This window comes from Verrucomicrobiia bacterium, from assembly GCA_035489575.1.
In the GTDB taxonomy this organism is placed as follows: Bacteria; Patescibacteriota; Saccharimonadia; order Saccharimonadales; family JAGQNK01; genus DATHJY01.
Genome location: DATHJY010000005.1, coordinates 14,499 through 38,608 on the forward strand (window position 1 = coordinate 14,499; position 24,110 = coordinate 38,608).

Annotated in this window: 29 protein-coding genes and 1 riboswitch; of the genes, 11 read left to right on the top strand and 18 right to left on the bottom strand. The window is 51.4% G+C overall.

Annotation, left to right across the window (positions count from 1 at the left end):
- Window positions 1-161 precede the first annotated feature (161 nt).
- Window positions 162-821 (top strand): thioredoxin domain-containing protein, encoded by a 660-nt coding sequence (locus tag VK694_02470; protein HTE57581.1) that lies wholly within the window; start codon window positions 162-164, stop codon window positions 819-821.
- 323 nt (window positions 822-1,144) lie between these two features.
- Here VK694_02470 and VK694_02475 read toward each other — a convergent pair whose 3' ends face one another.
- Entirely contained in the window at window positions 1,145-1,558 is a 414-nt protein-coding gene (locus tag VK694_02475) for a low affinity iron permease family protein (protein HTE57582.1), read from the bottom strand.
- Between the two features lie 61 nt (window positions 1,559-1,619).
- Between VK694_02475 and VK694_02480 the strand changes: the two genes are divergently transcribed.
- Window positions 1,620-3,329 carry a cation:proton antiporter gene (locus tag VK694_02480; GenBank protein ID HTE57583.1) on the top strand — a complete coding sequence of 570 codons (1,710 nt, stop codon included), beginning with the start codon at window positions 1,620-1,622 and terminating at the stop codon, window positions 3,327-3,329.
- On the opposite strand, the gene VK694_02485 is transcribed toward VK694_02480, so the two are convergent.
- From VK694_02485 to VK694_02515, 7 genes are all read right to left on the bottom strand, one after another.
- Window positions 3,284-3,907 carry an adenylyltransferase/cytidyltransferase family protein gene (locus VK694_02485; protein HTE57584.1) on the bottom strand — a complete coding sequence of 208 codons (624 nt, stop codon included), beginning with the start codon at window positions 3,905-3,907 and terminating at the stop codon, window positions 3,284-3,286. The two genes, VK694_02480 and VK694_02485, sit on opposite strands and share 46 nt — an antisense overlap.
- Window positions 3,907-4,074, bottom strand: coding sequence for a hypothetical protein (locus tag VK694_02490; GenBank protein ID HTE57585.1), 168 nt, complete (start codon window positions 4,072-4,074; stop codon window positions 3,907-3,909). Before VK694_02490 ends, VK694_02485 begins: the two co-directional genes overlap by 1 nt.
- A 4-nt stretch (window positions 4,075-4,078) precedes the next feature.
- Window positions 4,079-4,285 (bottom strand): hypothetical protein, encoded by a 207-nt coding sequence (locus tag VK694_02495; protein ID HTE57586.1) that lies wholly within the window; start codon window positions 4,283-4,285, stop codon window positions 4,079-4,081.
- A gap of 23 nt (window positions 4,286-4,308) precedes the next feature.
- Window positions 4,309-5,739 (bottom strand): hypothetical protein, encoded by a 1,431-nt coding sequence (locus VK694_02500; protein ID HTE57587.1) that lies wholly within the window; start codon window positions 5,737-5,739, stop codon window positions 4,309-4,311.
- A 243-nt stretch (window positions 5,740-5,982) separates the two neighbouring features.
- A riboswitch (cobalamin riboswitch) is annotated at window positions 5,983-6,058 on the bottom strand.
- A gap of 296 nt (window positions 6,059-6,354) precedes the next feature.
- Window positions 6,355-6,591 carry a hypothetical protein gene (locus VK694_02505; protein ID HTE57588.1) on the bottom strand — a complete coding sequence of 79 codons (237 nt, stop codon included), beginning with the start codon at window positions 6,589-6,591 and terminating at the stop codon, window positions 6,355-6,357.
- A gap of 140 nt (window positions 6,592-6,731) precedes the next feature.
- Window positions 6,732-7,094 (bottom strand): hypothetical protein, encoded by a 363-nt coding sequence (locus tag VK694_02510; GenBank protein HTE57589.1) that lies wholly within the window; start codon window positions 7,092-7,094, stop codon window positions 6,732-6,734.
- A gap of 38 nt (window positions 7,095-7,132) precedes the next feature.
- On the bottom strand, window positions 7,133-7,774 hold the full coding sequence (locus tag VK694_02515; GenBank protein ID HTE57590.1) for an HAD-IIIA family hydrolase: 642 nt from the start codon (window positions 7,772-7,774) through the stop codon (window positions 7,133-7,135).
- A gap of 142 nt (window positions 7,775-7,916) precedes the next feature.
- On the opposite strand from VK694_02515, the gene VK694_02520 reads away from it, so the two are divergent.
- Window positions 7,917-8,867, top strand: coding sequence for a hypothetical protein (locus VK694_02520; protein ID HTE57591.1), 951 nt, complete (start codon window positions 7,917-7,919; stop codon window positions 8,865-8,867).
- On the opposite strand, the gene VK694_02525 is transcribed toward VK694_02520, so the two are convergent.
- Both VK694_02525 and uppP read right to left on the bottom strand, forming a co-directional pair.
- Complete coding sequence (locus VK694_02525; protein ID HTE57592.1) at window positions 8,864-9,559, bottom strand: hypothetical protein; 696 nt, start codon at window positions 9,557-9,559, stop codon at window positions 8,864-8,866. The two genes, VK694_02520 and VK694_02525, sit on opposite strands and share 4 nt — an antisense overlap.
- A 12-nt stretch (window positions 9,560-9,571) precedes the next feature.
- On the bottom strand, window positions 9,572-10,363 hold the full coding sequence (gene uppP / locus VK694_02530) for an undecaprenyl-diphosphatase UppP (GenBank protein HTE57593.1): 792 nt from the start codon (window positions 10,361-10,363) through the stop codon (window positions 9,572-9,574).
- Between the two features lie 75 nt (window positions 10,364-10,438).
- Here uppP and VK694_02535 point away from each other — a divergent pair, with 75 nt between their 5' ends.
- The 3 genes from VK694_02535 to VK694_02545 all read left to right on the top strand — a co-directional run bounded on the left by VK694_02535 (window position 10,439) and on the right by VK694_02545 (window position 13,893).
- Entirely contained in the window at window positions 10,439-11,281 is an 843-nt protein-coding gene (locus tag VK694_02535) for a hypothetical protein (protein HTE57594.1), read from the top strand.
- Between the two features lie 69 nt (window positions 11,282-11,350).
- Window positions 11,351-12,268, top strand: coding sequence for an ABC transporter ATP-binding protein (locus tag VK694_02540; protein HTE57595.1), 918 nt, complete (start codon window positions 11,351-11,353; stop codon window positions 12,266-12,268).
- Window positions 12,268-13,893: an anibiotic ABC transporter gene (locus VK694_02545; protein HTE57596.1), complete on the top strand. Its 1,626-nt coding sequence runs from the start codon at window positions 12,268-12,270 to the stop codon at window positions 13,891-13,893. The genes VK694_02540 and VK694_02545 overlap by 1 nt, the downstream gene beginning before the upstream one ends.
- Here VK694_02545 and VK694_02550 read toward each other — a convergent pair.
- The 3 genes from VK694_02550 to VK694_02560 all read right to left on the bottom strand — a co-directional run bounded on the left by VK694_02550 (window position 13,890) and on the right by VK694_02560 (window position 15,747).
- Window positions 13,890-14,366: a hypothetical protein gene (locus VK694_02550; protein ID HTE57597.1), complete on the bottom strand. Its 477-nt coding sequence runs from the start codon at window positions 14,364-14,366 to the stop codon at window positions 13,890-13,892. The two genes, VK694_02545 and VK694_02550, sit on opposite strands and share 4 nt — an antisense overlap.
- Window positions 14,366-14,857 (bottom strand): GtrA family protein, encoded by a 492-nt coding sequence (locus VK694_02555; GenBank protein ID HTE57598.1) that lies wholly within the window; start codon window positions 14,855-14,857, stop codon window positions 14,366-14,368. The genes VK694_02550 and VK694_02555 overlap by 1 nt, the downstream gene beginning before the upstream one ends.
- Before the next feature lie 80 nt (window positions 14,858-14,937).
- The gene (locus tag VK694_02560) at window positions 14,938-15,747 is read right to left on the bottom strand and encodes a hypothetical protein (GenBank protein ID HTE57599.1); all 810 of its coding nucleotides are present in this window, start codon (window positions 15,745-15,747) and stop codon (window positions 14,938-14,940) included.
- A 196-nt stretch (window positions 15,748-15,943) separates the two neighbouring features.
- Here VK694_02560 and VK694_02565 point away from each other — a divergent pair, with 196 nt between their 5' ends.
- Window positions 15,944-16,069 (top strand): hypothetical protein, encoded by a 126-nt coding sequence (locus VK694_02565; protein ID HTE57600.1) that lies wholly within the window; start codon window positions 15,944-15,946, stop codon window positions 16,067-16,069.
- On the opposite strand, the gene VK694_02570 is transcribed toward VK694_02565, so the two are convergent.
- Window positions 16,066-16,569, bottom strand: a complete 504-nt coding sequence (locus VK694_02570) for an NUDIX hydrolase (GenBank protein HTE57601.1) — start codon at window positions 16,567-16,569, stop codon at window positions 16,066-16,068. The two genes, VK694_02565 and VK694_02570, sit on opposite strands and share 4 nt — an antisense overlap.
- A 54-nt stretch (window positions 16,570-16,623) precedes the next feature.
- On the opposite strand from VK694_02570, the gene VK694_02575 reads away from it, so the two are divergent.
- Genes VK694_02575 through VK694_02590 form a run of 4 tightly spaced genes read left to right on the top strand, consistent with a single transcriptional unit; the run spans window position 16,624 to window position 19,818 of the window.
- Window positions 16,624-18,042 (top strand): sugar transferase, encoded by a 1,419-nt coding sequence (locus tag VK694_02575; protein HTE57602.1) that lies wholly within the window; start codon window positions 16,624-16,626, stop codon window positions 18,040-18,042.
- Between the two features lie 37 nt (window positions 18,043-18,079).
- Window positions 18,080-18,346, top strand: a complete 267-nt coding sequence (locus VK694_02580; GenBank protein HTE57603.1) for a type II toxin-antitoxin system prevent-host-death family antitoxin — start codon at window positions 18,080-18,082, stop codon at window positions 18,344-18,346.
- Window positions 18,339-18,728: a PIN domain-containing protein gene (locus tag VK694_02585; GenBank protein ID HTE57604.1), complete on the top strand. Its 390-nt coding sequence runs from the start codon at window positions 18,339-18,341 to the stop codon at window positions 18,726-18,728. Before VK694_02580 ends, VK694_02585 begins: the two co-directional genes overlap by 8 nt.
- A complete protein-coding gene (locus VK694_02590; protein HTE57605.1) occupies window positions 18,715-19,818 on the top strand; it encodes a glycosyltransferase in 1,104 nt (367 codons plus the stop codon). Before VK694_02585 ends, VK694_02590 begins: the two co-directional genes overlap by 14 nt.
- 112 nt (window positions 19,819-19,930) lie before the next feature.
- Here the strand turns inward: VK694_02590 and VK694_02595 are convergent, their stop codons facing one another.
- The 4 genes from VK694_02595 to VK694_02610 form a co-directional block, all read right to left on the bottom strand.
- Window positions 19,931-21,586, bottom strand: a complete 1,656-nt coding sequence (locus tag VK694_02595; protein HTE57606.1) for a VCBS repeat-containing protein — start codon at window positions 21,584-21,586, stop codon at window positions 19,931-19,933.
- 135 nt (window positions 21,587-21,721) lie between these two features.
- On the bottom strand, window positions 21,722-22,237 hold the full coding sequence (locus VK694_02600) for a hypothetical protein (GenBank protein HTE57607.1): 516 nt from the start codon (window positions 22,235-22,237) through the stop codon (window positions 21,722-21,724).
- Window positions 22,227-23,000 (bottom strand): HAD-IIB family hydrolase, encoded by a 774-nt coding sequence (locus tag VK694_02605; protein ID HTE57608.1) that lies wholly within the window; start codon window positions 22,998-23,000, stop codon window positions 22,227-22,229. Before VK694_02605 ends, VK694_02600 begins: the two co-directional genes overlap by 11 nt.
- Before the next feature lie 10 nt (window positions 23,001-23,010).
- Window positions 23,011-24,051: a mannose-1-phosphate guanylyltransferase gene (locus VK694_02610; protein ID HTE57609.1), complete on the bottom strand. Its 1,041-nt coding sequence runs from the start codon at window positions 24,049-24,051 to the stop codon at window positions 23,011-23,013.
- Window positions 24,052-24,110 lie beyond the last annotated feature (59 nt).

The window sequence follows — 24,110 nt, forward strand, 5'->3', positions numbered from 1 at the left end:
CTGGCAAAGCGCACACACCCCACAAAACAGATTTTGTGGGGACCTTGTTGTGCTATCAGAATGGCTTGAGGCTGGAGTGGAGATGTAAAATAAGTTCGCGCTCAATAGTAACAGACATGGACCCCATGATAATATGTACATACCAATTAAGGGGATATTTCATGAACAAACGCTTTATTGCTATTCTTGCCGCTTGTATCATTGCATTTGCCGGCTTGCTCATATTAACCAAAAAGGACAGCAAGACGCCTTCCGAGCAGACAGACAATAACCCAAGCTCCCAGCTGAGCAATCACATAAAAGGCCAAGGCACCACAGGCGTGACGCTTACCGAATACGGTGACTTTGCCTGCCCAGCCTGCTACCAATACTTCCCAATCGTGCAACAGGTCAAAGAAAAATACGGTGACCAGATCAAGTTCCAGTTCCGCCACTACCCACTGACCGAGATCCACCAGAACGCTCTGGTTAGCGCCCGGGCCGCCGAAGCAGCTGGCAAACAAAATAAGTTCTTTGAGATGCACGACCTGCTGTACCAAAACCAGCCGACCTGGCGCGACAGCAGCAATCCTACGCCACTGTTCGAGAATTATGCCAATCAGCTCGGCCTCGATCTGAGTAAGTTCAAAGAGGACGTAAAAAACAGCGTCACCAATGCCACAGTCCAGGCCGACCGTGCCGAGGCAAGACGACTCAACTACTCTTCTACCCCTACGTTTGAGGTAGATGGTAAGCAGGTCGAGAACCCACGTAGCCTCGAAGACTTTACAAAGCTGATAGACAACGCTATTAAAGAAAAACAGGCCCAGAAGCAACAGTAGTTGTTGCCTATTACAATGTTAAAACCGGCTCTTTGTGGCCGGTTTTAGTTTTTTGTTTTTGGTCCTAATGGGCTAGTAGGTTATAAATTGCTGCCATTTAGGACGCTTCACTTTTACTTGCACTCTCATACCTCGTGAAGACATTAGTTTTATTTTTACAGGCAAAGCCTGACTACTCCCTTTTTTCTCCTCACACCTCATGGAACACACCTAGTACCCTCTATTTTTTTGTAATGTTTTTGTCTTCGACGCGTCCTCAAACTGAACGCTAGAAGTAATTCAATAATACATAAGCATGATGTGGCCGTCAATGCCGCTTTTGGCTAGTTGCCCTTGCGGGTGGCGTGTGCTTCGGCAATCTTACTGTGTAGTTTCTTCATAGTCCTACTGGTCGACTGCTTGCTGTGGATCTCGCGAAACTCACGGTCCAGCTCGTCCAATTCTTCGTCGGTCATGTCCTCTAGATCCACGAATGCATCGCGGCCGCGTGTCGACAGTAGCAGCTCGTCCAGCTTTAGCTGCATAGCTTTGCCATCGCGGTTCTGCGTATTCTGAATAAGAAAAACCATCAGGAAGGTAGTGATTGTTGTACCGGTATTGATAAACAGCTGCCAGGTATTAGAAAACTCAAAGAATGGGCCAGTTACTGCCCAGCCAATGACCAACAAAAAGGCCAAGGTAAAGGCCGCAGCATGACCGGTGGCGATGGAAATCCTCGTAGCAATTTTTCTAAACACTTTTTGTACCTGATTATTTGTTATAGAATAACACTTATAGTTATCTAGAAAATAAAAATGCATGCATAACGTCTTTAATGAACTGAGTCTAATCATCGCCATCGGCGTGGCGGTCAGTTTATTCATGCGCACTATTCGGCAACCGCTGACTATTGCCTATATTCTGACAGGCGTGTTGGTGGGACCGGCTGCATTCGACCTGATCAGCTCACCCGACACGCTCGAGGTCTTTTCTAGTTTTGGCATAGCCCTGCTGCTATTGATTGTTGGCCTGGGGCTCAACCCGAGAGTCATCAAAGAAATTGGTAAGATTGCCGCCTATATAGCCATTATCAAGGTATTGCTGGTGACTGCCATTGGGTACATATTGTCTGGCTTCTTGGGCTTTACCACCACCGAGTCGCTCTATATTGGTATTGCACTGTCTTTCTCTAGCACCATTATCATCTTGAAGCTACTGACTGATAAGCGAGAGCAGACACGTATGTACGGAAAGGTCGCTATTGGTTATCTGCTGATCGAGGACATACTGGCCACCCTTATTCTGGTGGGAGTGTCTACGTCCAGTGGCGGCGAGGTGTCGATGACCGCCTTTATTCAGTTACTCCTGAAGAGTCTCCTGCTGATCAGTGGGCTCGTGCTATTCCGCATGCTCGTCCTGCCCAGACTCAACACCATTATTGCCAAGTCTCAGGAATTCTTGTTTTTGTTTGCCATTGGCTGGGGGCTAGGAATTGCTGCCCTGTTCAGCGCTGCCGGCTTCTCTCTGGAGATTGGCGCCCTGGTAGCGGGCGTTATGCTGGCTTCGCTGCCCTACGCCACCGAGATCTCGTCCCGACTCAAGCCGTTGCGTGACTTCTTTATTGTGCTGTTTTTTGTGCAGCTGGGCTCGCACCTAGAACTGAGCCAGATAATCGACGTGCTGCCCAGAGCCCTGCTGTTCTCGCTAGTGGTGCTGATTGCCAACCCACTGATTGTTATGGCCGTTATGGGACTGGGCGGCTATACAAAAAAGACCAGCTTCAAGGCCGGGCTGACTGGTGCCCAGGTCAGTGAGTTCTCGCTGATTTTGCTGCTGCTGGCCTTTGACCTGGGCCATATCAGCGAACAAATAACTACCCTTATCACCGTAGTCGCTTTTGTTACCATTGCCGTGAGCACTTATACCATCACCTATGCCGACTGGCTCTACGACTTTCTGGAGAAATATATTCGGCTATTTGAACGCTCCAAGATTAGCGAGCAAAAAGAGGTGCACCATCACTACGACCTTGCTCTGCTGGGGTATCAGAAAGGCGGGCATGAGTTTGTGCGGGTCTTTAATCAGCTCAAAAAACCCTATGTGGTCATAGACTACGACCCTAACATTATTGACGTGCTAGAGAGCAAGCGGATTAACTTTATGTATGGCGACGTGACCGACCTAGAGCTGCTGGATGAGGTGAATTTGCGACACGCCCACCTGATTATTTCGTCTATCACTGACTTTGCTACCAACGTCTTTATCAGCCGCTGGCTCGAGAAAGAAAACCAGCACGCGGTCTTTATATGCACCGCAGACACCGTGGAACAAGCCGCAGAACTGTACGAGCTTGGCGCTGCGTACGTTATGCTGCCCCACTACATTGGCTCTGAGAAAATCGGCGCCTTCATACGCAAGAGCGGCCTAAAAAAGACCGAGTTCAAAAAGTACCGCGAGAAACATCTGGCCTACCTGCAAGAACACTACGAGCTTATGCCCGATCCAGACCCAGATTCAACTGAAGCATAGAGCCCTTCTTGCTTAATGTAGGCGTACACCACTAGTGGCAAATCCCGTGGCTTGTGTCCCCGCCTGACGCTAATTCTGATAGCCCTGGACGAACAAGCCGGTAAGTCAGTAGACAAGATCTGGTAGTCCATGACTAGGGCCCGCGTACGCTGCACCGTGTCCAGCCGACGTTCGACCTCTGCCTTTTCATGAGTGCGCAGACCAATAATAAAACGCACCTGCCGCATCAGCTCTTCTACGTGCGGCCAGTCACCAAAATGACTCAGTGTGTCGTCGCCCATGATCAAGTACAGTTCTGCGCCCTTGAATCGTTCCATGAGCAGCGGCAGCGTATCTAGTGGCGTAAAGCGCTGCTGCTCTAGCAGGATAGACCCAAACCGTGGCTCGTGCTTGATAGCCAGACGAACCATAGCACTGCGATGCTCTAGTGCCTTGACGCCCTGCTTGCGCCGAGGCCGTGGCTCTATCAAAAAGAATACTTTTTCAAGATCGCACTCTTGGGCGGCGGCTGCCGCAAGCGCCAGGTGTCCTTCGTGAATGGGATCAAACGTCCCAAAATAAATCCCAACCTTTTTCATTACAGCTCTGCTGGAATACCTTCGCAGCATTTTGTGGGTAGGTGGCACTCCGGACATACAAAATGTCCGTGCACGGGCACGATGGGATAGTGTCCACAGTTATCGCAAAAGAATTCTGGGGACTGTTCTTTTACGAGCTGCTGGTAGGTCTCGTCGTCTGCTTGCATGGCCTTACCTGTTCACCGTGACTTCGCATTTGGGGCAACTGATGGTAGTGGGCGTCAGAATAGCGTTGACGACTTCTTTGCAAAACGGGCAGGTGACGCAGCGCATCAGGTCTGGCCGGGCCGCCAGCATATCGTCTGTAATAATACACAGCCCATCACAGTCGGCTACCTGCTGTTCATAGTGTTCTTTGGTCAGATGCGTGTGTGTCATATGTTGTCCTTTATTTTATCCGCTTAGGCCGCAAGTGGCATAGGCTCGGGCTCGACTATCTTTGGTTTGATGAGTTCTATCGTTGCAGGCGCCTTGGGCTTGGGCCGGGTTGTCAGCTTGGTAGGATCCTGGCCTTTGTCGAATTTGGCCTGACACTTGCGACAGACGCTACAGGGCCCAACTTCGGTTTGGCCTGGGCGAGTTGCACAGCTCATCACGCGGCAAATGCCTGCCTTCCACCCCCAAAGTTCCTTGGTGTTTTTCAAGTTGTTTGCCATGCTGTCCAGACCCAAGCCCAGTTCGGCCTCTTCTTCGTCGCTCAGTGATGCTCCACATATCACTACTACTTCTTCATGCTGACGGGCATCACTGATAATTCGCTGCGCCCGATCAAAGTCCCCGGTCAAAACTGCGTCTGATGCCCGCTGATAGTACGTGGCCGCCTTTTGCCCGAAACAGTCAGCGGCATATTCGGGCGCCATGGTACAAATGGCCCGCAAGGTGTGCAGGATTTTCTTGCCATACTGGCTATCGCGCTGGCGCTGTTCTATAAGGCCTTGGGCCACCAGTGCGTCCAACTTCTCTTCGTACGCAGCTATTCCGTCCAGGAGCTTCTCGGCCTGCTTTTCACGCGCCATAGATTCTTGGCGCACCTGGTCGTAGTTAACATGCAACGGGTTGGCACCAATAATTTCGCCGTAGCGAATGTTGGGGCCAGCGTGTTGGTCCAGTCGCTTTTGGATATCAACCACGCCGTTGGTGTAATCCTGGACGCTATATAAGAAAGGTGTTGCTAGCGCTGTGACGTCCGCTGTTTCCCGATGCATGGGCGTAATCCCCGCAGCCTTCAAGAATCCAAAAGTACTGCGCCAGGTACCATTACTGCGGCTCATCTGTTCGATGATCCGCGTATAAGTACCGTCTGGGTGAGCCACTAGGTGAGTCGAGCGCACCATGCCTTTTTTGTTATCTGGTCGGTAGCCCAAGTTGCGGGCACTTTTTTCCGGCATGTCCTCTGGGAAATCACTGGCCAGGGCTACTGCAGTCGATTCTGGCAGTTCGTCTGCAACAATAGCTTTTTGGACCGCCTGGATGGTCAGCTCTTCGCATATCTCCGGAAAACGACGTCGTTTTTCGGCCTCTGGCAGACGATCGCTCCAGCCTCGTAGCAACCGAGACAGTACTTGGGCATTGATCTCTTCGAATGTTCCATGGATTTCTATACGGGACAGGTGACCGGATTTGGTCAGACCCTCCCACAGGGCTGTGCGGGCATTGTCACGACGCTCTTGCTGAGCTACCTCGACATCGTTCAGGGATTCGCGGTTAGCAATAAGACCCCAGGCCTGTGCCTCTATGGCATCACGATCCACGAACTCAGCAGCATCACAGATACCTGGATGCTCTGGCCCTCGTGGCCGTTCCCCCGAAAAATCCCCCTCCATTGAACTCATTTCACACCTCACGTCTGTTAAGTGAAAGCCGTTCTGGCGAGTACAGTATGTCAGTTCTCGCGACAAAGCGTACCCGTAGGTACACTGCGAAGCGAAACTGCCATAGTGTGCCGTCAGAACGGCTTGAGGCTGGAGGGGAGATGTGAAATGAGTTCATAAAAAACCCTACTTTTTTCTTTGGTCTCGAAAAGCAGGGTATGATGGTCCGTTTGTGACGCTCCTGCTCGAGAGACTTAATCTACCGTGTCTGGCTTGGCGCATTCCTTTGAGGAGAGGCACCTTACAGTTGCGGCACAGCTCAGGATTCTCACCTGATTCCGGCATATTTTCACACATCACGCACCAGCCAGCTTGCTCCTGAGCAGAGCCCAGGACCCTGCTGTCTTCTTGGCACCCAGCACATTTTTTCTCTGCGATGCTCCCGCACCGTACTAAAGTACGGCTTGGTCCACTTCTCGAGAATAAAATGCACTGAGCACTCAAGTGCGAAATGCGTGTTTGTTAAACCTGAAGTGTTTTGCTGTTACTTCTACTAGTAGTATAGCTTATCGCGCTCACGCTATATGTAGTATTTTTGCCTGCAACTTGCCCTCCGTGCATAGTGCTACGCCAAGACTACTGTACAGAACTTATGGGATCAGGGTAGAGTACCCACTCCGCGACTGCCGTTTTAGCAAGGTGCGTCTTAGCTTGACTATGCCCCTCTGCTTTTGTAGATTTCCAAATTGAAAATCCTTCGGCTGTCCAGGGACGTTTTTCGGTAATCCATTGTTCTGGTCGAGCAATGGCAACCATAGGAACTCCCTGTCTCTGGGCAGCTACCGCCAATTGCAAATCTGAAGCATTACGCATTGGAAAATCCTCATCGAGGTCAAGTTTAATTGTATCCCGGCTCCACATTGTTGTTGCCGTGCCCAGTAGGTGCACCTGGCGTGCCTTGTCGAGTGGCTCATAGAAACGAAAGCGCTCATCACGCGACTCAACAAAATCTTCTACAGGGTGCAGAAACGTGGAGCCATGAACGCCGACAATAGCCTGCCCCCCCGAGCATCAAATTCGCGAACGAGCGTTGAGACGTAATCGTCCGGATAGCCTAGATCATCGTCAATAGTTAGGTAGTGAGTATGATCTTCCAGGCCATCTTTTCCGTCCATCCAGTAGAGTTTGCCTTCGGCACCGAGGTCACCTCGAGCATCACCAGAGAGCGTTGCTTCTTCAGGGCCAAGGAAGTCCGGCACCTCCACGAAGTTATTGAGGTAGACGCGCAAAACATCTACTTGTGGACGTATGGTTTCGACCACTTCTTCTAAATAGGGCAAACGATCCGGCATAGTAGCCATTCCTGCGACGAGCATATAGATACTCCATTTAAAGGATTAATTTTGTAACCTGACTAGGCGGCTATGTGAACGATTTCGCGAAAGCTCTCAATAATATGGGTGGGATGTAACCGCCTGAGCTCTTCAATGTCATAGAACTTGGCGTGCTCAGGTGGAAAGAACAGGACAGAATCAACCCCAGCGTTATTAGCGGCCCTGATATCACTGGCTGCGTCACCAACCATGACGGCTTCGACTTTTGTAGCACCGAATAGTTTTATCGCCCTCTCGATTGGTTCGGGGTTTGGCTTGTGGTGCGTGACATCATCACCGCACACGATTAGGTCAAACATATCTTGCAGCTTGTACTTTTCTAACAAAGGGTCGATCTGGCCATGACGTGAAGTTGTTACGAGTGCGATTTTTTTGCCTGCTTTATGGAGCATATCAAGTGTCACTAATGCATCGGGGTAAAGTTCAACATTCGGTGCTTCACGGGTGGCGATCTCGTCTGCCTCAGCTACCATAGCGTCAATATCAGTAATCCCAAGTGCTTCCATACGTTCTTGAAAGACCGTAAAGTTGGCACCAATTTCTTCATCACTAAAGAAGTGGCCACGCTTCTCCAGCGGCACCTTGAGGGCCGCCAGCCAAATGTCGAGGGTTCGCGCCAGATTACCATCCCAGTCCAACAGGATATATTTGTATTGTTTCACAGCGCATATTTTAGCAGGCTTTGGTTAAGCGCCCGAATCAAAATAAGAAATATTAGACCGTACAGTAATAGTGGCTTGTACGAGTTTCAGGTAAACCGAAGGTGCAATTTGCCCTCCGAGCATAGTGCTATACTGCTTGACTATGAGCACGCTAGAAACTTTCCGGTATGATGATTTATCTGACAACCTGCGGGCGAGTGTACATGACGACCTAGCAAGTACTACCTTGAAGCACATCATGGCCAACCCTGACCTATTCGAGCCACTTCCCTACGACCCAGAAAAACACAGGTCACAACAACTCGAAACCGTTGAGTTATCGCCCACTCTTGCTACCTACGATGAGATAGAAGCCATAGCCACTGGCGCTGCCCCGGAACTGTTTCTGGCTGCCCGTACAGCCCTGCGAGAACAGACCGACATTCGCGATGCGGTGCTCGAAAAACTAAGACAGGGCGAGCATGTTTCTGCAGTCACCACCCACGGCACATTGGCAGACGTAGCAATTTGGTCTGCCGCCCTGGCAGAATATTTAGAAGAAGAGGACTCTGAGGCCTGGAAGGACCATAACGGTTTGGTAATTAGTCGAGGGATCACTACCATCGGGATTGTCGGCATGGGGATAGCAGGCTCAGAGCTTCTCCAGAAGGGTAATCGTGTATTCATGAGCCTGCAACGAACTAACACTATTGCCCAGCTTGGCCTACCGGATTCACTCGTTAGCACCAATAACGCTCGCATGCGCCAGAGAGTCCACCGCTGGATCGACCAGCCAGCAGCCTCACGTACGCTCACTGGGAGAAACCTCAACATGGCTTGGTCTGGCAAGACTGACGCCATAGAATATGGCGACGATCATCAACCCGAACACGTAACACTGGGCAGTGTAAATCAGCGCACCGTAGACATTGTCAGGCGAGGCTGGGTACTACCCGCTGTCCTCTGGGCTGATGCCGAACGCCAAAAGGCAGTGCTCGGCGCCCCCACTAAGGTCGAGACCAAACTCGGTGCCCAAAGAGTACAGCGCTGGCAGGCAGACACCCTTGCTACTATCCTAGAGATATCTGCCGACGCCGTAGATGTCGAGTCTTAGAGCGCCCTGAAAGACCGGACAATGGTATACAGGATGGTGTAGTCCGGCTGGATATTGTGGTCAGTATAAACAAAGAAGTATTTGTGTTTGCCCTTGGTGGGTCCGGCAATGGTGGCAGCGTTCAGGGCACCTGGCGTGTTTACCCCCACCTTGTTCTGCACAAAATTAGGGACATCACATATAAAATCGACCCCTTGCCACTTGGATGGTAATGGGGTCTTGTTCTGCGGGTTTGGCACCGTCGTGAAATTGGCGCAGTTATCTGATACCTGGCGGTAGGACAGCGTATTGTCCACGATATCTACCGGCAACAGACGGTTGACTGGTAGGTCGGCGGGAATGGTGTCGAAATAAATCTTGAACCACCGATTGTCCTCGCCTTTTTTAGTAGCCTGCCAGGTTATACTCTGTTCGTTAGGGCTCTTGGTGCGTTCTTTTAGCTTCCAGTCTGGCGGCAGACTAAAAGAAAAAAGAGGTTCTGTCACATTTACTGGATCGGTGGCGTCTTTTTCACCGGCCTGGGTTACCGTCCGGCTAACGCCCATGACTTCTTCTTGCTTACTGTTTCGTTGAGTGTCCCAGACCAAGAACCCGCCCAGCCCGCCAACAATAACCATCGAACACGCCACCACCGCAAAGACTTTGCGTCCACGGTTTTTGGGGTTACGACCTACACGATACTTTCTTGTCATATGTGAATCTCATTATAACGTGACGAGCAAAACAAGTAGGCCCAAACCAATCCGATAATAAGCAAAAGCAGCCAGCGTATGTCCCGAAAGATATTTCAGTAAGAATTTGATGGCGAACAGTCCGCTCACCAAAGCCGTCACAATGCCTACCACAAACAAACCTGTCTCTTGCCCCATCATGTGTGCCGACTCACCCGTTGCCAGAACTTTTACAATGGCTCCGGCGGTAATAGGTATGCCCAGCAAGAACGAGAACCGCGTGGCCGCCACCCGGTCGATCCCCATAAACAAACCAGTGGTAATGGTGCCGCCCGAACGTGACACGCCGGGAACAATTGCCGCCCCCTGGGCTATGCCCACGGCCAGCGCTTGCTTCCACGAGATCTCTTTTAGTCCCGCCTTATGTTTGTAGCGCTTGGCAAAAGCTTCGGCCGCCAGCATAAGTAGTGCCACTGCAATCAGGTTGACCGCCACCAACCGAGTAGACCGAAAAGCTGATTCGGCAGAACCCTGTAGCACCATGCCAGCAATCACTGCCGGAATGGTTGCCAGAGCAATCAGCCAAGCCACCCGCTTGTATTCGTTTCTGCCCAGTATTCCCTGAATCAACAAAACAATGTCTTTACAAAAATACAGCACAAGCGCACCAAGCGTGCCAATATGTAAGGCCACGTCAAAGGTCAGGCCATTTTCTGTAATCCCCATGGCTTGATGCAACAGTACCAAGTGGCCAGAACTCGATACCGGGATAAACTCGGTCAGACCCTGCGTCAGTCCTAGGATAATCGCCTCTATGGTAGTCATGCTAAAAGTATACCGTGCTGTTAGCATTCCCCATACTTGCCAGGCCACCGCCCCATCAGATACCTTATACTTTATATGGGAAGTCCTTTTGATTTTGCATCACCAGAAACCTTTGATGAATGGTGGGCAGACAGTCTTCGGAGTGGCATTATGATACTTGGTGGCATGCACGGCAACGAACCACTCGGTCCAGCCGTAGTCGAACACCTAAATGAGACGAGTGAATCGCTCTATCCGTCCATAGCAAACACTTCGGCCGTTCAAGAGGCAGAGCGCTATATACATTGCGAGCTAAGCACAGCGAAGATACGCCCCCATTCAAACAAGTTTGAAGAACGAAGATTGCCTCGGCTTATACGGATCTGCAACGCCTTTCCCCTTACTATAGATATCCATAACTCTCTTTCCTCAGAATATGCCTTTACCGGTCCAAACCCGGAGCCAAGCCTGCTCAAGGTTGCCTCTTTTTTAGGACGCAGTCGTATTCTACTTACCGATTACACCTTTTATGAAAGAGTCCCGCGTGCACTGGGTGTTGAATTTGCCTGCCCTGCAGACACTGCAGAACTTGAGCCATGGCTTGAGCAAAAAGTGCCTGAAGTCTGTGAACGACTGGGTAAACTCGCAACTTTTGGTAGTTTTTCAGAGTTGCCAGAGGTTGATTGGGACAGTCTTGAATTCTACAGAGACTGGCGAAGTATTGATCAGCAGGAGGCGGTCAAGCTTGGGCTGCCCGATTACTCCATTCAGCCATTCGAAGCCTTGCCTTCACGGTTGGCGTCAGGCTTGGGCAGATCACCAGAGCAGCCGCCTGTACATGCTCTGTTTTGGGATAATCTCTCATACGGCCCTAACTTTGCTGGTCTGGCCGAACGGTGCGATCCACCCCTTAAGCTTCAGGAATTATTGGCAGCATAATGTATCTTCACAGTCTGTGCCAGGTCCTTAAGATTGCAGGCGGCACGTATGTTTGAGACTATTAAAAGTATGGATGAACAACAAAACGCTATAGATGTGAAGAACCTGGTGAAAAAGTTCGGCAACTTTAAGGCGTTGGACGGACTAGAGCTGGCCGTCCGCAAAGGTGAAGTGCATGGCCTGCTTGGGCCCAACGGAGCCGGCAAGTCGACAACCATTCGCGTTCTGTTGGGCCTGCTCGACAAAACTTCTGGGTCTGCTCAGCTGCTGGGCGGTGACCCAAAGAAAGATGCCGTCACCCTACACCGCCGTTTGGCCTATGTGCCCGGTGATGTAAATCTGTGGCCAAACTTGTCCGGCGGCGAGTCTATTGACCTGCTGGGCGCACTGCGTGGTGGCCTAGACAAAGAACGCCGAGCCATGTTGCTGGACCGCTTCCAGCTGGACCCACGCAAAAAATTCCGCACCTACTCTAAGGGTAATCGCCAAAAGGTCGCCCTCATCGCCGCCCTGGCTTCTGACGTCGATCTGTATATATTAGACGAACCAACCTCTGGCTTGGATCCGCTCATGGAAGCTGTCTTCCAGGAGTGCATAAAAGAGCTCAAGAAAGCTGATAAAACTATTCTACTTTCTAGTCACATCCTGGCCGAGGTCGAGGCACTGTGTGACAGAGTCACCATCATCCGCGAGGGGCGCACCGTCCAATCCGGCACGCTCGACGACCTTCGCCACTTGCACCGCACCACTGTCAAAGCCCATGTGGAACACCCGGCGACCAAGTCACTGTTCAAGGACGTCCATAATCTGGAGGTCAACGACAAAGGCCGTTATGTCCAGTTCGAGGTAGACAGTCACCGATTAGACGCCGCACTGGAAGCACTCACCAAGCTCAACGTCCGCTCCCTCACCAGTCACCCACCGACGCTCGAGGAGCTATTCCTTTCGCACTACGATAACGACACCAAGCCGACGGAGACAGAGTAATGCATGGGTTTACTGGGACATGGCGACTCGTCAGACTCGCCCTGCGACGTGATCGGATCAAGCTTCCGATCATAATCGCTGTACTGTTCTTTGTTTTCATGTCTTCTGTAGCGCAGACCATCACGGTATACGGAAGCTCTACCGAGCAGTTAGTGCTGTATGCCCGGACATCCGCCCCAAGCGTGGTGCAGCGCGTGTTTGCGGGACCACTGGACGGGCCGAACATTGGTGCCATCGTCCTGAACGAGACCTTTCTGTTCCTTGCCCTGGCTATAGCTTTCATGAGCACCCTCACCGTCGTACGTCACACCCGACAGAACGAAGAGTTCGGCCGTTCAGAACTGATCGAATCAGGTGTCGTCAGCCGACACGCCAGTCTGATCGCCGCCTTGGTTGTGGCCGTCTTGGCCAACCTTGTCTTTGCCGGACTTGCCACCCTTGCTCTGCTGTCCAACGACCTGCCTACTGCCGGTTCTGCTGGCACCGGGCTGGCCTTTGCAGCCACCGGGATCACGTTTGCCGCCATCGCGGCGGTAGCAGCCCAACTGGCTGATAGCGCTCGCGGGGCTAACAGTTTCTCTGCTATGGCTATTGGCACTGCGTTTCTGCTACGCGCTGTTGGTGACAGTCTGGGCAGCCTGAAAGATGGTGGGCTGGCTATCCAGAGCGCTTTTCCAACCTGGTTATCACCTCTTGGCTGGGCCCAGCTGATACATCCCTATACCCAAGCTAACTGGTGGATATTCGGCCTGTTCGGCACGCTATTTGTAATAACGGTCGGCCTGTCTGTGGCTTTTATGGCCAAACGAGACATTGGCCTGGGCATGATAGCCACCCGTCCCGGACCAGCCCGCGCTGCGCGCTCATTGCTCAGTACATTTGGTCTGGCCATACGGCTGCAGCGTGGTATCTTGCGCGGTTGGATTGCCACCATTGTGGTTTTGGGTGTGACCTATGGCCTGGTGGTTAAAGAATTCCAGGACCTTTTGGCAGAAAATGAAGAATTTCAACAATTTATTGGACAGCTTGGGGGTGATGTTAACGATGCTTTCTTGGGCATACTCATCAGCTTTATGGCTGTCACCGTTGCCGGCTACGCCGCGCAGTCGCTGCTGAGGATGCGCAGCGAAGAAGCCAATGGGCAGCTCGAATCTGTCCTGAGCGGCAGTGTTGGTAGGCGCCAATGGATGCTGAGTCACATCATCTACATCGCTATAGGTATAGTCACCCTGATGCTACTGACCGCCCTCAGCATGGGCGTCACATTTGTCCTAGCTTCTGACGCAGCGTGGAGCAAGTTGGGCGAGATCATCATCGCTTCGCTGGTCCAATCGGCCGCTATTTTTGCCTTCGCTGGTTTTGCCATAGCCGTGTTCAGCTTTTTGCCACGCATGGCTGTAGCAGTCGTATGGGGAGGTTTCGCCGCCTGTCTACTGGTCATGCAGTTGGGTGTTCTCTTGGAATTGCCACAATGGATAATGGACCTTTCACCATTTGGCCACCTGCCGCCCATGCCAGCCTCGGACTTCTCTACCGCTCCCGTAATTGGCCTGATGGCTGCCGCTATCATTCTGACCGTACTTGGACTGACCTATTTCAACCACCGCGATATAACTACAACCTAGTCTTTGTCGATCGTCTGCTTGATGGCACTCAATCGGGGCATGAAGCTCTGGGCTGCGCCGTCCAGACCCAATACTTTGAGGGCACCAATCAGCACGTATAGTTCGTCTATTTTAGCCTGCTCAGCTTTGGCGGCTTGCTCTAGTTGCGAAAAGAAATGTTCTACTTTTTCTACCAGCCACTTTTCTTCACCGTCTTTGACAACGTTGGTCTTGACCTTGGTTTGCTCGCTTGGAGCCACCACTTCGAGCGATCGGGCCGACCGGTCGCGTTTGCGCAAATGCCCTCGCTTAATAAGATTGTTGACGTGCAGTGCTACTGTGGCGACGGACGTGTATTCCAGGCCCGTCATGATCTCTCGGTAGCTCGGGCTGTAGCCGTGCTCGGTGATAAAAGCTTCTATATAAGCCAGCAGCTCGCGCTGCTTTTTAGTGGGCCGAACGCTGTTAGTTGGTTCTGATGCTGCCTGTGCCATTATTTGCCCCTTAGATAGCCATGGTGGCTGTGTGCCCGGTGCGCTACCACCTTAGGCACGGTGATCTTAGTCTTCTTGGTAAACTTCTCTGGAAAAACCCAGTATTTGTACCATAGATAATTCCAAACAGTGAAGAAACCGGACGACGCAAACTGGCCCAAATACGGCGTAATGCCGACAGACTGTAGACTAGCCACAATGACATAGTCCAACACCCAGTCTACGAGCGTAATTATACTGTAACGCCCCGTGACTTCTGTCTGATTTTTAGCCAAGGCCGGATTATTAAATACCCAGTAGCGCTGCAGAGCATAGTTGATCAGCCAACCGGTTACGTTGGCCAGTAGCTTAGCCCACCACAAGTTGAGCCCCAAACCCTTGTCCAGCACAAAGAACATGAGGTAGCCCGACCAAAAGTACGCCCCGCCGGTCACCATATATTCGGTGATACGGATGAGTTCTTTGCGCTGTTTCTTTTTGAGTCGAGCCATAAACGCTTTCGCTTTTTGTTTAGTATACCAGGAGTAACCAGCGAAAGACGAGTCATCTCGCCATAGACATACCGATACGCTTAGCGGACCGACATCACCTTTGTCTGGTTCTCGGCCAGCTCCCGTCCAGAGGTATCTTGATCAAGCGAACGCACTGCAATATAGCTGTCTGTTGCTACTACCATGGCAACGTCATGGTAGACCCCGAGCTGGCCATTTTCTCCAGGCTCAAAAGTATAACGGACGGGCAGTATGTGTGATGCCGGAATGCCCCGATCCTCGTAATACTGCTGATCATCGACGAGTGCCTTGGCCGACCAGGACTGCTCTTCATGACTCAGGCTGGCCACAACATAAGTGTTACCTGGGGATATGCCCTTGTCTTCAAAAAACTTTAGCACCACGTCTGTAGCATCCGTCTCGCTGAAGGCCACGTGGCCAACTGCCATACCATCGGACCCATACCCCACTAGTAGGCTGCATGAACTTAGACCAGCAAACGCGTAGGGCTTGGGCCCGTACGGAACTTCCCACACAGAACCTTGATCGATCTCTAGGATGCGTCGATCGGGAGTATCCAGAACCCTAAAGTCCCTTCTGGTGGCATTGGCCTGATAATCTTCTATAACTGCGTCTTTGGTTGCATTGCCTGGCATATCCGGGTGCACAGACCGTCGAAGGCCATGCCTTGGCTCGTCAAGCGTCCACGTTTGATGTCCCTGGTCATACCATCGCTCGCCAAAAGCTTGCGTAACAGTTGTAATAATAAGCGAGGCGGCAGCATCTCTTTCGTCTGGATCTTCAGATTCAATCAGCAACGACTCGGCGTAGTCTAGCTCTTGATCGGTCGCAGAAGTTAGGACTTCTTGTCCAGACAAAGTGTTTGACATAGATATAATTATTATAACACAATTTTATAGTAAAGTAAATATTTTAAGCTCACATCCTGGCGGTATGCCGTCATGCAAAAATTATTACAGCCGCACACGCAGGCGGAAAGATTGTAAAACGCTACTTTGGCGAAGTACTAACGATCGAGGAAAAGTCCAAGGCCGGCGATCTAGAAGATTACGTAGCTGCCAAAGTATGGTCAGTGAGGCTGGCGGTAAGGTTACTGACTTTTCAAGACAAACCAGTGAATGGCGAGCTCCTGACTTTGTAACTACCAACGGAACAACCCTACATGACAAGATCGTGGAGCTGCTGGGCTAATTAGCAAAATCGAGCTGGCCGCCCTCAAGAAGGTCAAAGGCTTTACGAAGATTGCGGATCTCTATATCATCTTCACCTTTTCCGGCAGATATAACTTTGTGCAATTCGTTCTTGGCTACCCACTCATAAGATGAGTGATCTTCGAGATGAAGCTTGATGGCGTCCGGCGAGTCAACCAGGGTTGCAAAGTAAATAACCTCGATCGAATGTGAACCCTTTACGTGATTCGTGTAACCAAAGGCCGCAAATGGATCACCAATAGCAATAGTCACGCTTAACTCTTCTTGTATCTCGCGCTTAAGGCCGGCAATAATATCTTCGCCGAAGTCTATGTGACCACCTGGAAGCTCATAGATGCTAGGCAAGAATTTCTTAGTATCCGCTCGCTTGGGCAGTAGTATTTTAGTAGCTCCATCAAATACGTGATGAATAACTGCGACCGCCGTTATGACTTGCTGGCCGTGAGCCGGAGTCTCGCTATCATGGGAAATTTTACTCATAGCCTCACTATAACAAACCGTAGAACGTAACAGTGGTACAATGATGCCTAGATAATGAAAAACAACGCCTCTCTTGTGTATGCACTTATCCTGGTACTCGGCGACTTCTTGGCCCTGGTTGCCGCCTTTACGGCTGCCTACATCTTGCGAGTCAAGGTAGACCCTCGTCCGCTTATCGAACAAATACCGGCCATGACCTACCTGCACGCCTCGTTGACTATCTTGCCACTCTGGGTTTTGGTGCATGGCTTTATCGGCCTGTACAGTCCCGATGTATACGAAAAACGATTCTCTGAATTTGGTCGGTTGTTGGTTGGCTCTTTTATAGGCATCCTGGTGGTTATTGGCTATGACTTTGTAAGCGCCAACGAATTATTCCCAGCTCGATTGGTGCCCGTATACGCCCTGGTGCTCGGGTTTAGTTTTTTGCTGCTTTTCCGCACCATTGCACGCATTGCTCGGCGTACCCTCTTTAAATACGGTATTGGCATCAGCAACGTCCTGTTGGTTGGCAACACCAGCGCCAGCCAGGAAATGGCCTTTGCTATCAGCAACACCAAGCGAACAGGGCAGCATGTCTTGGGTATTGTCGGACGTGACGTCAAACAGTTTCGCGACTTCCCCACCTTTGCCGAAGCTATTCAGGACCTAGCAGAGCCTATTCATGGCATTATTCAGACAGAGCTCTACAAAGACCAGGACAGGAATAACGAGATCTTGCAATACTCCCAGCAAAACCACGTCTCGTACCGCTTTGTCCCCGGCAACACCGACCTGTTTGTGGGCAATATCGCCGTAGAACTGTTTGCCGGCAGCCTGCCAGTGATTGCCGTGCACCAAACTGCCCTGATTGGCTGGGGGCGCATCGTGAAGCGCATTTTTGACCTGATTGCCGCCACACTTATTCTGATCATTTTGTCCCCGCTCTTTATGCTGGTGGCCATTGCTATCAAGCTATCTGACCCTAGGGAACCTGTGTTCTTCCGGCAGAACCGGCTAACACGGTTCAATCGTGAATTCCGGGTTTTCAAGTTTCGCAGTATCAAGCGTGGCTATAACTGCTCGCCCGAAGAAGGGTTCAAGCGCATGCACCGGTTGGACCTACTCAAAGAATTTCGGGCCAATGGCGATTTTCTACCCAACGATCCACGCATATCCAAAATCGGCAGGTTTACGCGTGCCACCAGCATCGACGAACTACCCCAACTATTCAACGTCCTCCAGGGCGATATTAGCCTGGTAGGACCCCGTGCGCTGGTGCCACAAGAACTGAATGCCTACGAAAAGAAACACGCCATCCTGAGCGTCAAATCAGGCATGACAGGCCTGGCCCAAATCTCTGGCCGCAAAGATATCGACTTTGACGAACGGCGACAACTGGACATCTACTACGTGCAAAACTGGAGCTTTTGGAACGACGTGGTTATCATCATCAAGACCTTTCGCAAAATTATTACCGCAAGTAGCAATTAGCATTGACAAACTTAGCTAAGTTAGCTAATATGTAAACATGAAAACCGTCAGCATCCACGATGCAAAGACCAACCTCAGTAAGTACATCGCCGCAGTCAAGCGTGGCGAGGATATTTATATTGGCAGCCACGGCAAACCAGAAGTTAAGCTAGTGGTAGAAGTACCAAAAAAGCCAAAACGTAAACTTGGCGTCCTGAAGGGACAAATATCCAAAGAATCGCTTACCTACGACAAACATACCGATCCTGAGTGGCAACAAATGGTCGAGGATATGTACAACAAACCCATCGAACCACATGAATAAACTACTCCTTGATACTCATGCACTTGTTTGGCTTGCGGCCGGCGTAAAGCTCGGCCCTCAGACTTTGCGCCACATAAGCGAGGCAGACGTAGTCCTCGTATCGGCGCTAAGTATCTTTGAGCTTCGCCTAAAAGCCGCAACAGGCAAGTTCCCAGAAGCCGAAGTTATCATCTCGAGCATATCGACCATGAGCCTGGAAGTATTGAACTTTACCGAGTGGCATACAGAGGCCTATAAAATATTTAACTCTCTGAATAAGGATCCTTACGACAATGCACTTGTCAGCGTTGCTATTGCTGAATCAGTGCCACTCGTCACCGCAGATAGAGTTATCCTGTCATTAAAGATTAAAGGACTGCGAAGTGTCAGTGCCAGCGCCTAAAGTTGCCATTGTCTGCGACTGGCTGGTTGGGATTGGTGGTGCCGAGCTGGTGGTGTTGGAAGTACACAAGATGTTCCCCAATGCCCCTATTTACACCTCACAGTACGACCCCCAAAAGCTGGACTGGTTTGTCGATGCCAATATTCGGACGGGGTGGCTACAAAAGCTGCCTATTGGTCTAAAGAAATTCCTGCCGGTGCTGCGGGCCTGGTACTTTAGCCACCTGGACCTGAGCGGCTATGACATGGTAGTTAGCATCAATTTTGGCGCAGAGTCCAAGGCCATAAAGACCGGACCCAACACCACACACATCTGCTACTGCAATGCCCCTACGCATTATTACTGGAGCCGTTACGAAGACTACATAAAACACCCCGGCTTTGGGGTATTTGACCCGCTAGCCCGCCTGGGCCTGAAGCTCTTGGTTGGACCCATGCGGCGCTGGGACTTCAAAGCCGCGCAAAGGCCAGACCACATGATCGCCAACTCCAGCCACATTCAAAAAGAGATCAAAAAGTACTACCACCGCGACTCCGAGATCATTCACCCACCCGTAGACACCGAGCGCTTTGGCAAGTCCAAATCCACCCCACGCTCAGGCTTTGTCATTACCGGGCGACACACACCCTACAAAAAAATAGATCTGGCCGTCCAGGCCTGTACCAAGTTGAATCTGCCGCTAACCGTCATTGGCGATGGCCCCGAGCACCAAAAGCTCGTAGACATGGCAGGACCCACCATCACGTTTGCCGGCCAACTGCCGCATGACGAGGTGCCTACCTACTTGGCCAGCGCCACAGCCTTTATTTTTCCCAACCTGGATGATTTTGGCATTGCACCGGTAGAGGCCATGGCCGCCGGGACGCCCGTAATTGCCTATAAGGCCGGCGGTACCTTGGATTACGTGGTGCCGGGCAAGTCCGGCGAGTTCTTTACGCCCCAAACGGCCGAGGCGCTCCAAAAAACATTAGCGCGTTTCAAACCTACCAAATATTCATCTGGTGATATAAAAACCCATGCCCGAGCGTTCTCGCAAGTAAACTTTCAAAAAAGTTTGTCAAAATATATAAAAAACGTATTGCAAGACTGAAATAAAAAGAGCGGAGGTGACGGGGATTCTTGTTCTGGGATATACCCAGGAATCCCCGTCACGCTGCCGCATTTGTCAGTATCGTCCGTCTCGATACTGAGGACTTATCTACTTACGAACCAGCCCCGTGCCCGTGGATCCACTGGGTGGGTGAGTAGAACCCGGTGCCGCTTGAGATTGACACATACCAGTCTCCGTTTGTCGCAGCGGCATCGAAGAAGATGAAGTCAGCCTTGTCGTCGCCAGTCACGTCGGCCAGGTATTGCTCCGTTGGGTTCAAACCGTGGCCGTGTGCCCATGCACCGTTGGCAGCAAAGCCCGTACCGGTCGAGAGTGAGGCATCGATATGTCCGACGTCCGCATAGTAGTACGCAGTGTCGGCTTTGCCACCGCCGTTGATGTCACCAACCATCTTCCTGCCTGATCCCTGCATGTAAGACCACTGGCCAGGAGTACCGAGCGTCGTGCTGCCGGGATATGCCGAGAGCCCGACATACCAGCTTTCGCTGCCTGCCACATAGATCCCAGCATCCGCTTTGCTGTCGCCATTGAAATCGGCAACTGCCTGTGTCGTCGAGTTCACTCCATGCCCAGTGCGCCACAGTGTGGGCGGCCCAACGAAACCATTGCCATCCGAAAGCGACACTCGCCAATCACCATTGACCGTCCCGTCAAAAGTGATGGCATCGGCCTTGTCGTCATCGTCGACATCAGCAACCCACTGAGCGACAGTGCCCTGACCCTGGCTGGCTGCCCAATCAGTCGGTGGCCAGAAGCCTGAACTTGACGACAGACTTACTGTCCACCTTCCACTCGCCGAGTAGAAAGCCACCAAGTCATCCCAGCCGTCACCATTGACGTCACCGAGCATGTAGCGATCAGCATCCGGTGAGTGACCGATTGCCCATGCGCCTTGATTGACAAACGTTGTCGTCTGAGGGTAATCCGAGAGTGCCACATAGGCGTTACCGGGACTCCTATACATCACCACAGCGTCTGCCTTGCCATCACCGTTCACATCGCCGACGAGGCGAGCATTACCCGATGTACCACTTGTTTGTGTCCCGGGCTGCGTACCGCTACAGGTCTGCCGAATCCCGGCATTGTTGGCACCAAGCCACCCAAGTACCGCGCCCTCGGCCAGAGAAGCCCCGGGGTTGCCCCAGCTCTGATAGCAGGCACGATTGTTTGAGTTCTTCAGCTCGAAGTGAACGTGCGGGCCAGGGTTGCACCCTGCTGTGGCAACCTTGCCCACCACCATGCCATTCGTTGGTGCGGTCGCCGTAGAGGCTGCGTCGGTCAAGTGAGTGAAGTAGATACTTCCTACGCCCACACTGTCAACGCTCACATTGATGACGCGGGCAACTTGACCCGTGCAAGGCGCGGACCCTGAGCCCCAGGAGAGGCTCAGCACACCCGAGGGATTGCTGAGCTTCAGCTTGACCTCAGTGCCGGTCCCAGCATACAGATCGGTTGCCCAATCTCCCCAGAGATACCCCGTGTCCGCATCGGTTGAGTGCACGGTTGGGTGACTGGAAGTCGAGTCGCTGTAGTTGCCGTTGGCATCCGGGTTAACGTTAGCATTGTATGCCCACTTACCCCCAAACAGCATTCCAACCTGGACACTTTCATTGTTGTCGGTGGCAGCAGCCGGCGAAGCCGACTGAACCACGGTGGCAGTTGTGATCCCCAGCGTTCCAGCCATGAGGGCAAAGAACGCCACCAAAAAACGAAGCACGGGATGCTTCGCCTGTGTCGTCTCGGACAATTCTACCTCTTTCAAGGTTTTGTAGGTATGTAAGTACAAGTGCCCGCTACTTAGGGTTCACGGAAGACTCTACCTCCTTTTATGTAAGGGAGCACACTCTAAGATAATTAAAGAGTAAGCGATATACAAAGACAACTATTTTATATGATTATGTTTTCTGAAGTCTTTTACGGCAAGCTCGATGAAATTTTCCTGGGACTGCATGAGGTTATCTGGCAGATTGTCGGCTGGATAGAAGTGGCCGGCCTTGGGTTTGCCAAGCACCTCCACCCAAAATATCTGGGCTTGCTCTACACCGCGCTGACTAGAATGCAAATTACTGCCCACATAATGAGGAAGGGCAACTTCTGTGCCACCCAGCTCTTCCATGATTCGATCAAACGCCTGGTAGTTCCTCTTCGTGCTGTCTGTGGCCCGGATAACCGTGCCGGGAGTATGCAGCCCAAATGGCCAAACATCACGCTCCAGCAGCAGCACTTCCACACGCCCTTCGCTGGTACGCAGAGGCACAAACTCAATAATAGGCAAAACCACCAGCCGAGCCACCTCTATAAACACTTCGAATGGCAGAAAGCCAGGATGCAGTTTTTGGAGGAGTTCGACGAGTGTTTGCTTGTCAGCGTCAGTTAGCACATCCGCGTTAAGCGACATGCACTAGTACCCCTATCGCCAATGCGGTGTCTTGCCACCGTGATACTTCCAGAGAGTCAATTCCCATAGCTTTCACCGGGTAGTCGTTGCCGCCCTCTTGCAAACGATCGCCCAAAAACAAAATGTCGTCTTTGGAGATATCCAGCACACCCATGAGTTTTTTCATGCCATAGGCTTTGTCTATGCCCAATTTCGTAACGTCTATAGAGGTAACGCCACCAACGCGGACCTCAAAATCTGGGATCAAAGGGGCCACATAGTCTCGTACTTTTTGTTTCTTGGAATTATCAGGATCCCATTCTTCTTTGCGACGTACGCCTTCTTTACCAAGTTCGTCCACAATGTCTTGTCCCAAAACCGAAAAGGTTACCTGGCTACCACGATCTTCAACGGTTTCGCCGTAAACTTCTTTTTCGCGCAGGCCCAGGTCATCAAAACCTTTGTTGAGTGCAGCAATAATCTTTTTCTTTTCTGATTCGGTAAAGTCTTCGGCATAAACCTGCTCCCACTCACCCCTACCAGCGTCAAAGTGATAGTACCGGGTGCCGCAGGTGGGCATGAGGTGTAGTTTCTCTAGCTTGTCTGGCGCAACCTTTAGGTTGGACAACAGTTGCTTTTCGAACTGGCCAAATTTACCGCCAGAGATAACGCATACATGAAACTTCTCGAGTAGTTGGCCGAGTAGTTCGCTGACCCGGTCTTCTACGGGCGATTTGCTGTCTGCTAAGGTACCGTCCAGGTCGAACGCAATTGCTTTCTTCATAGATACTCCGTTACTTCTTGCTGATTCGCTTACTTACTTCACCGATTTTTTGGGCCTGATCCTTGCGGGCCACCAATATACCGTCTTTGGTGTTTATGACCACTACGTTATCTAGTCCCACGACAGCCACCGGCTTTTCTTCGAAGTTCTGAACAAAAGAGTTTTCTACCCCCTCTAGTTCTACGCCCGGCCCAAAGATATGGTTGCCTTGTTCGTTGCTGACCACCGCCTTGTGCAAGTCGCTATATGACCCCAGGTCCATCCAATCAAAGGCCGCAGGTACTACTAGCAGATCGTCCAGGTGCTCCATGAGCGCGTAGTCGATAGTGTCGTTCTTGAACGACAGGTAGATCTCTGCGTATTCTTCGGGATTTTTGGCAGCCAACAGCTTTTGGTAATTCTCGAGCATACCAGGGGCGTGCTTTTTCATCTTGTCCTGGAACGTCTCGAGCGATCCTATAAAGTAGCTGCAGTTCCATAGATAGTTTCCGCTCTGGACATACTGCTGGGCAACTGCGTATTCTGGCTTTTCCTTGAAGGAGTGCACGTCAAACACGACAGCCTCTGCGTCATACAGCCCGTCCTTCTGAATATAACCAAAGCCTGTTGCGGGATGATCAGGCTCAACCCCCACCAGCACAATTCGCTTGGCCTTCTCAGAGGCCTCGGCGGCAACCTGGAAGCTACTGGCAAACCCATCCGTATCGCGGATGTAATGGTCGGACGCAATAAAGGCAATTGGCTCATTGGCGTCATGCTTGTCAGTGATATGTGCCAGGGCGGCCACAATACAGTTGGCCGTTCCCCGGCGGCCCGGCTCCGTTACAAAAGCGTCTTCTGGCAGTTCGCTCAGTTGCTCTTTTACGTGTTCTACATGGCTGATATCCGGTACAACATACACACTATCGGTCAGCTTCTTGGCCCGATCATAGGTGTGTTGCAGCAGACTCCGCTTGTCGCCGTCGATCTTTAATAAGTGCTTTGGATAGGTCGGCGTAGATAGCGGCCACAGTCGCGTACCTGATCCGCCGGCGATGATAACAACAATCATGCAACCATCATAGCAAACCATCGCAAACCCGCTGGCTGTAAAAACCACATTGGTTTAGT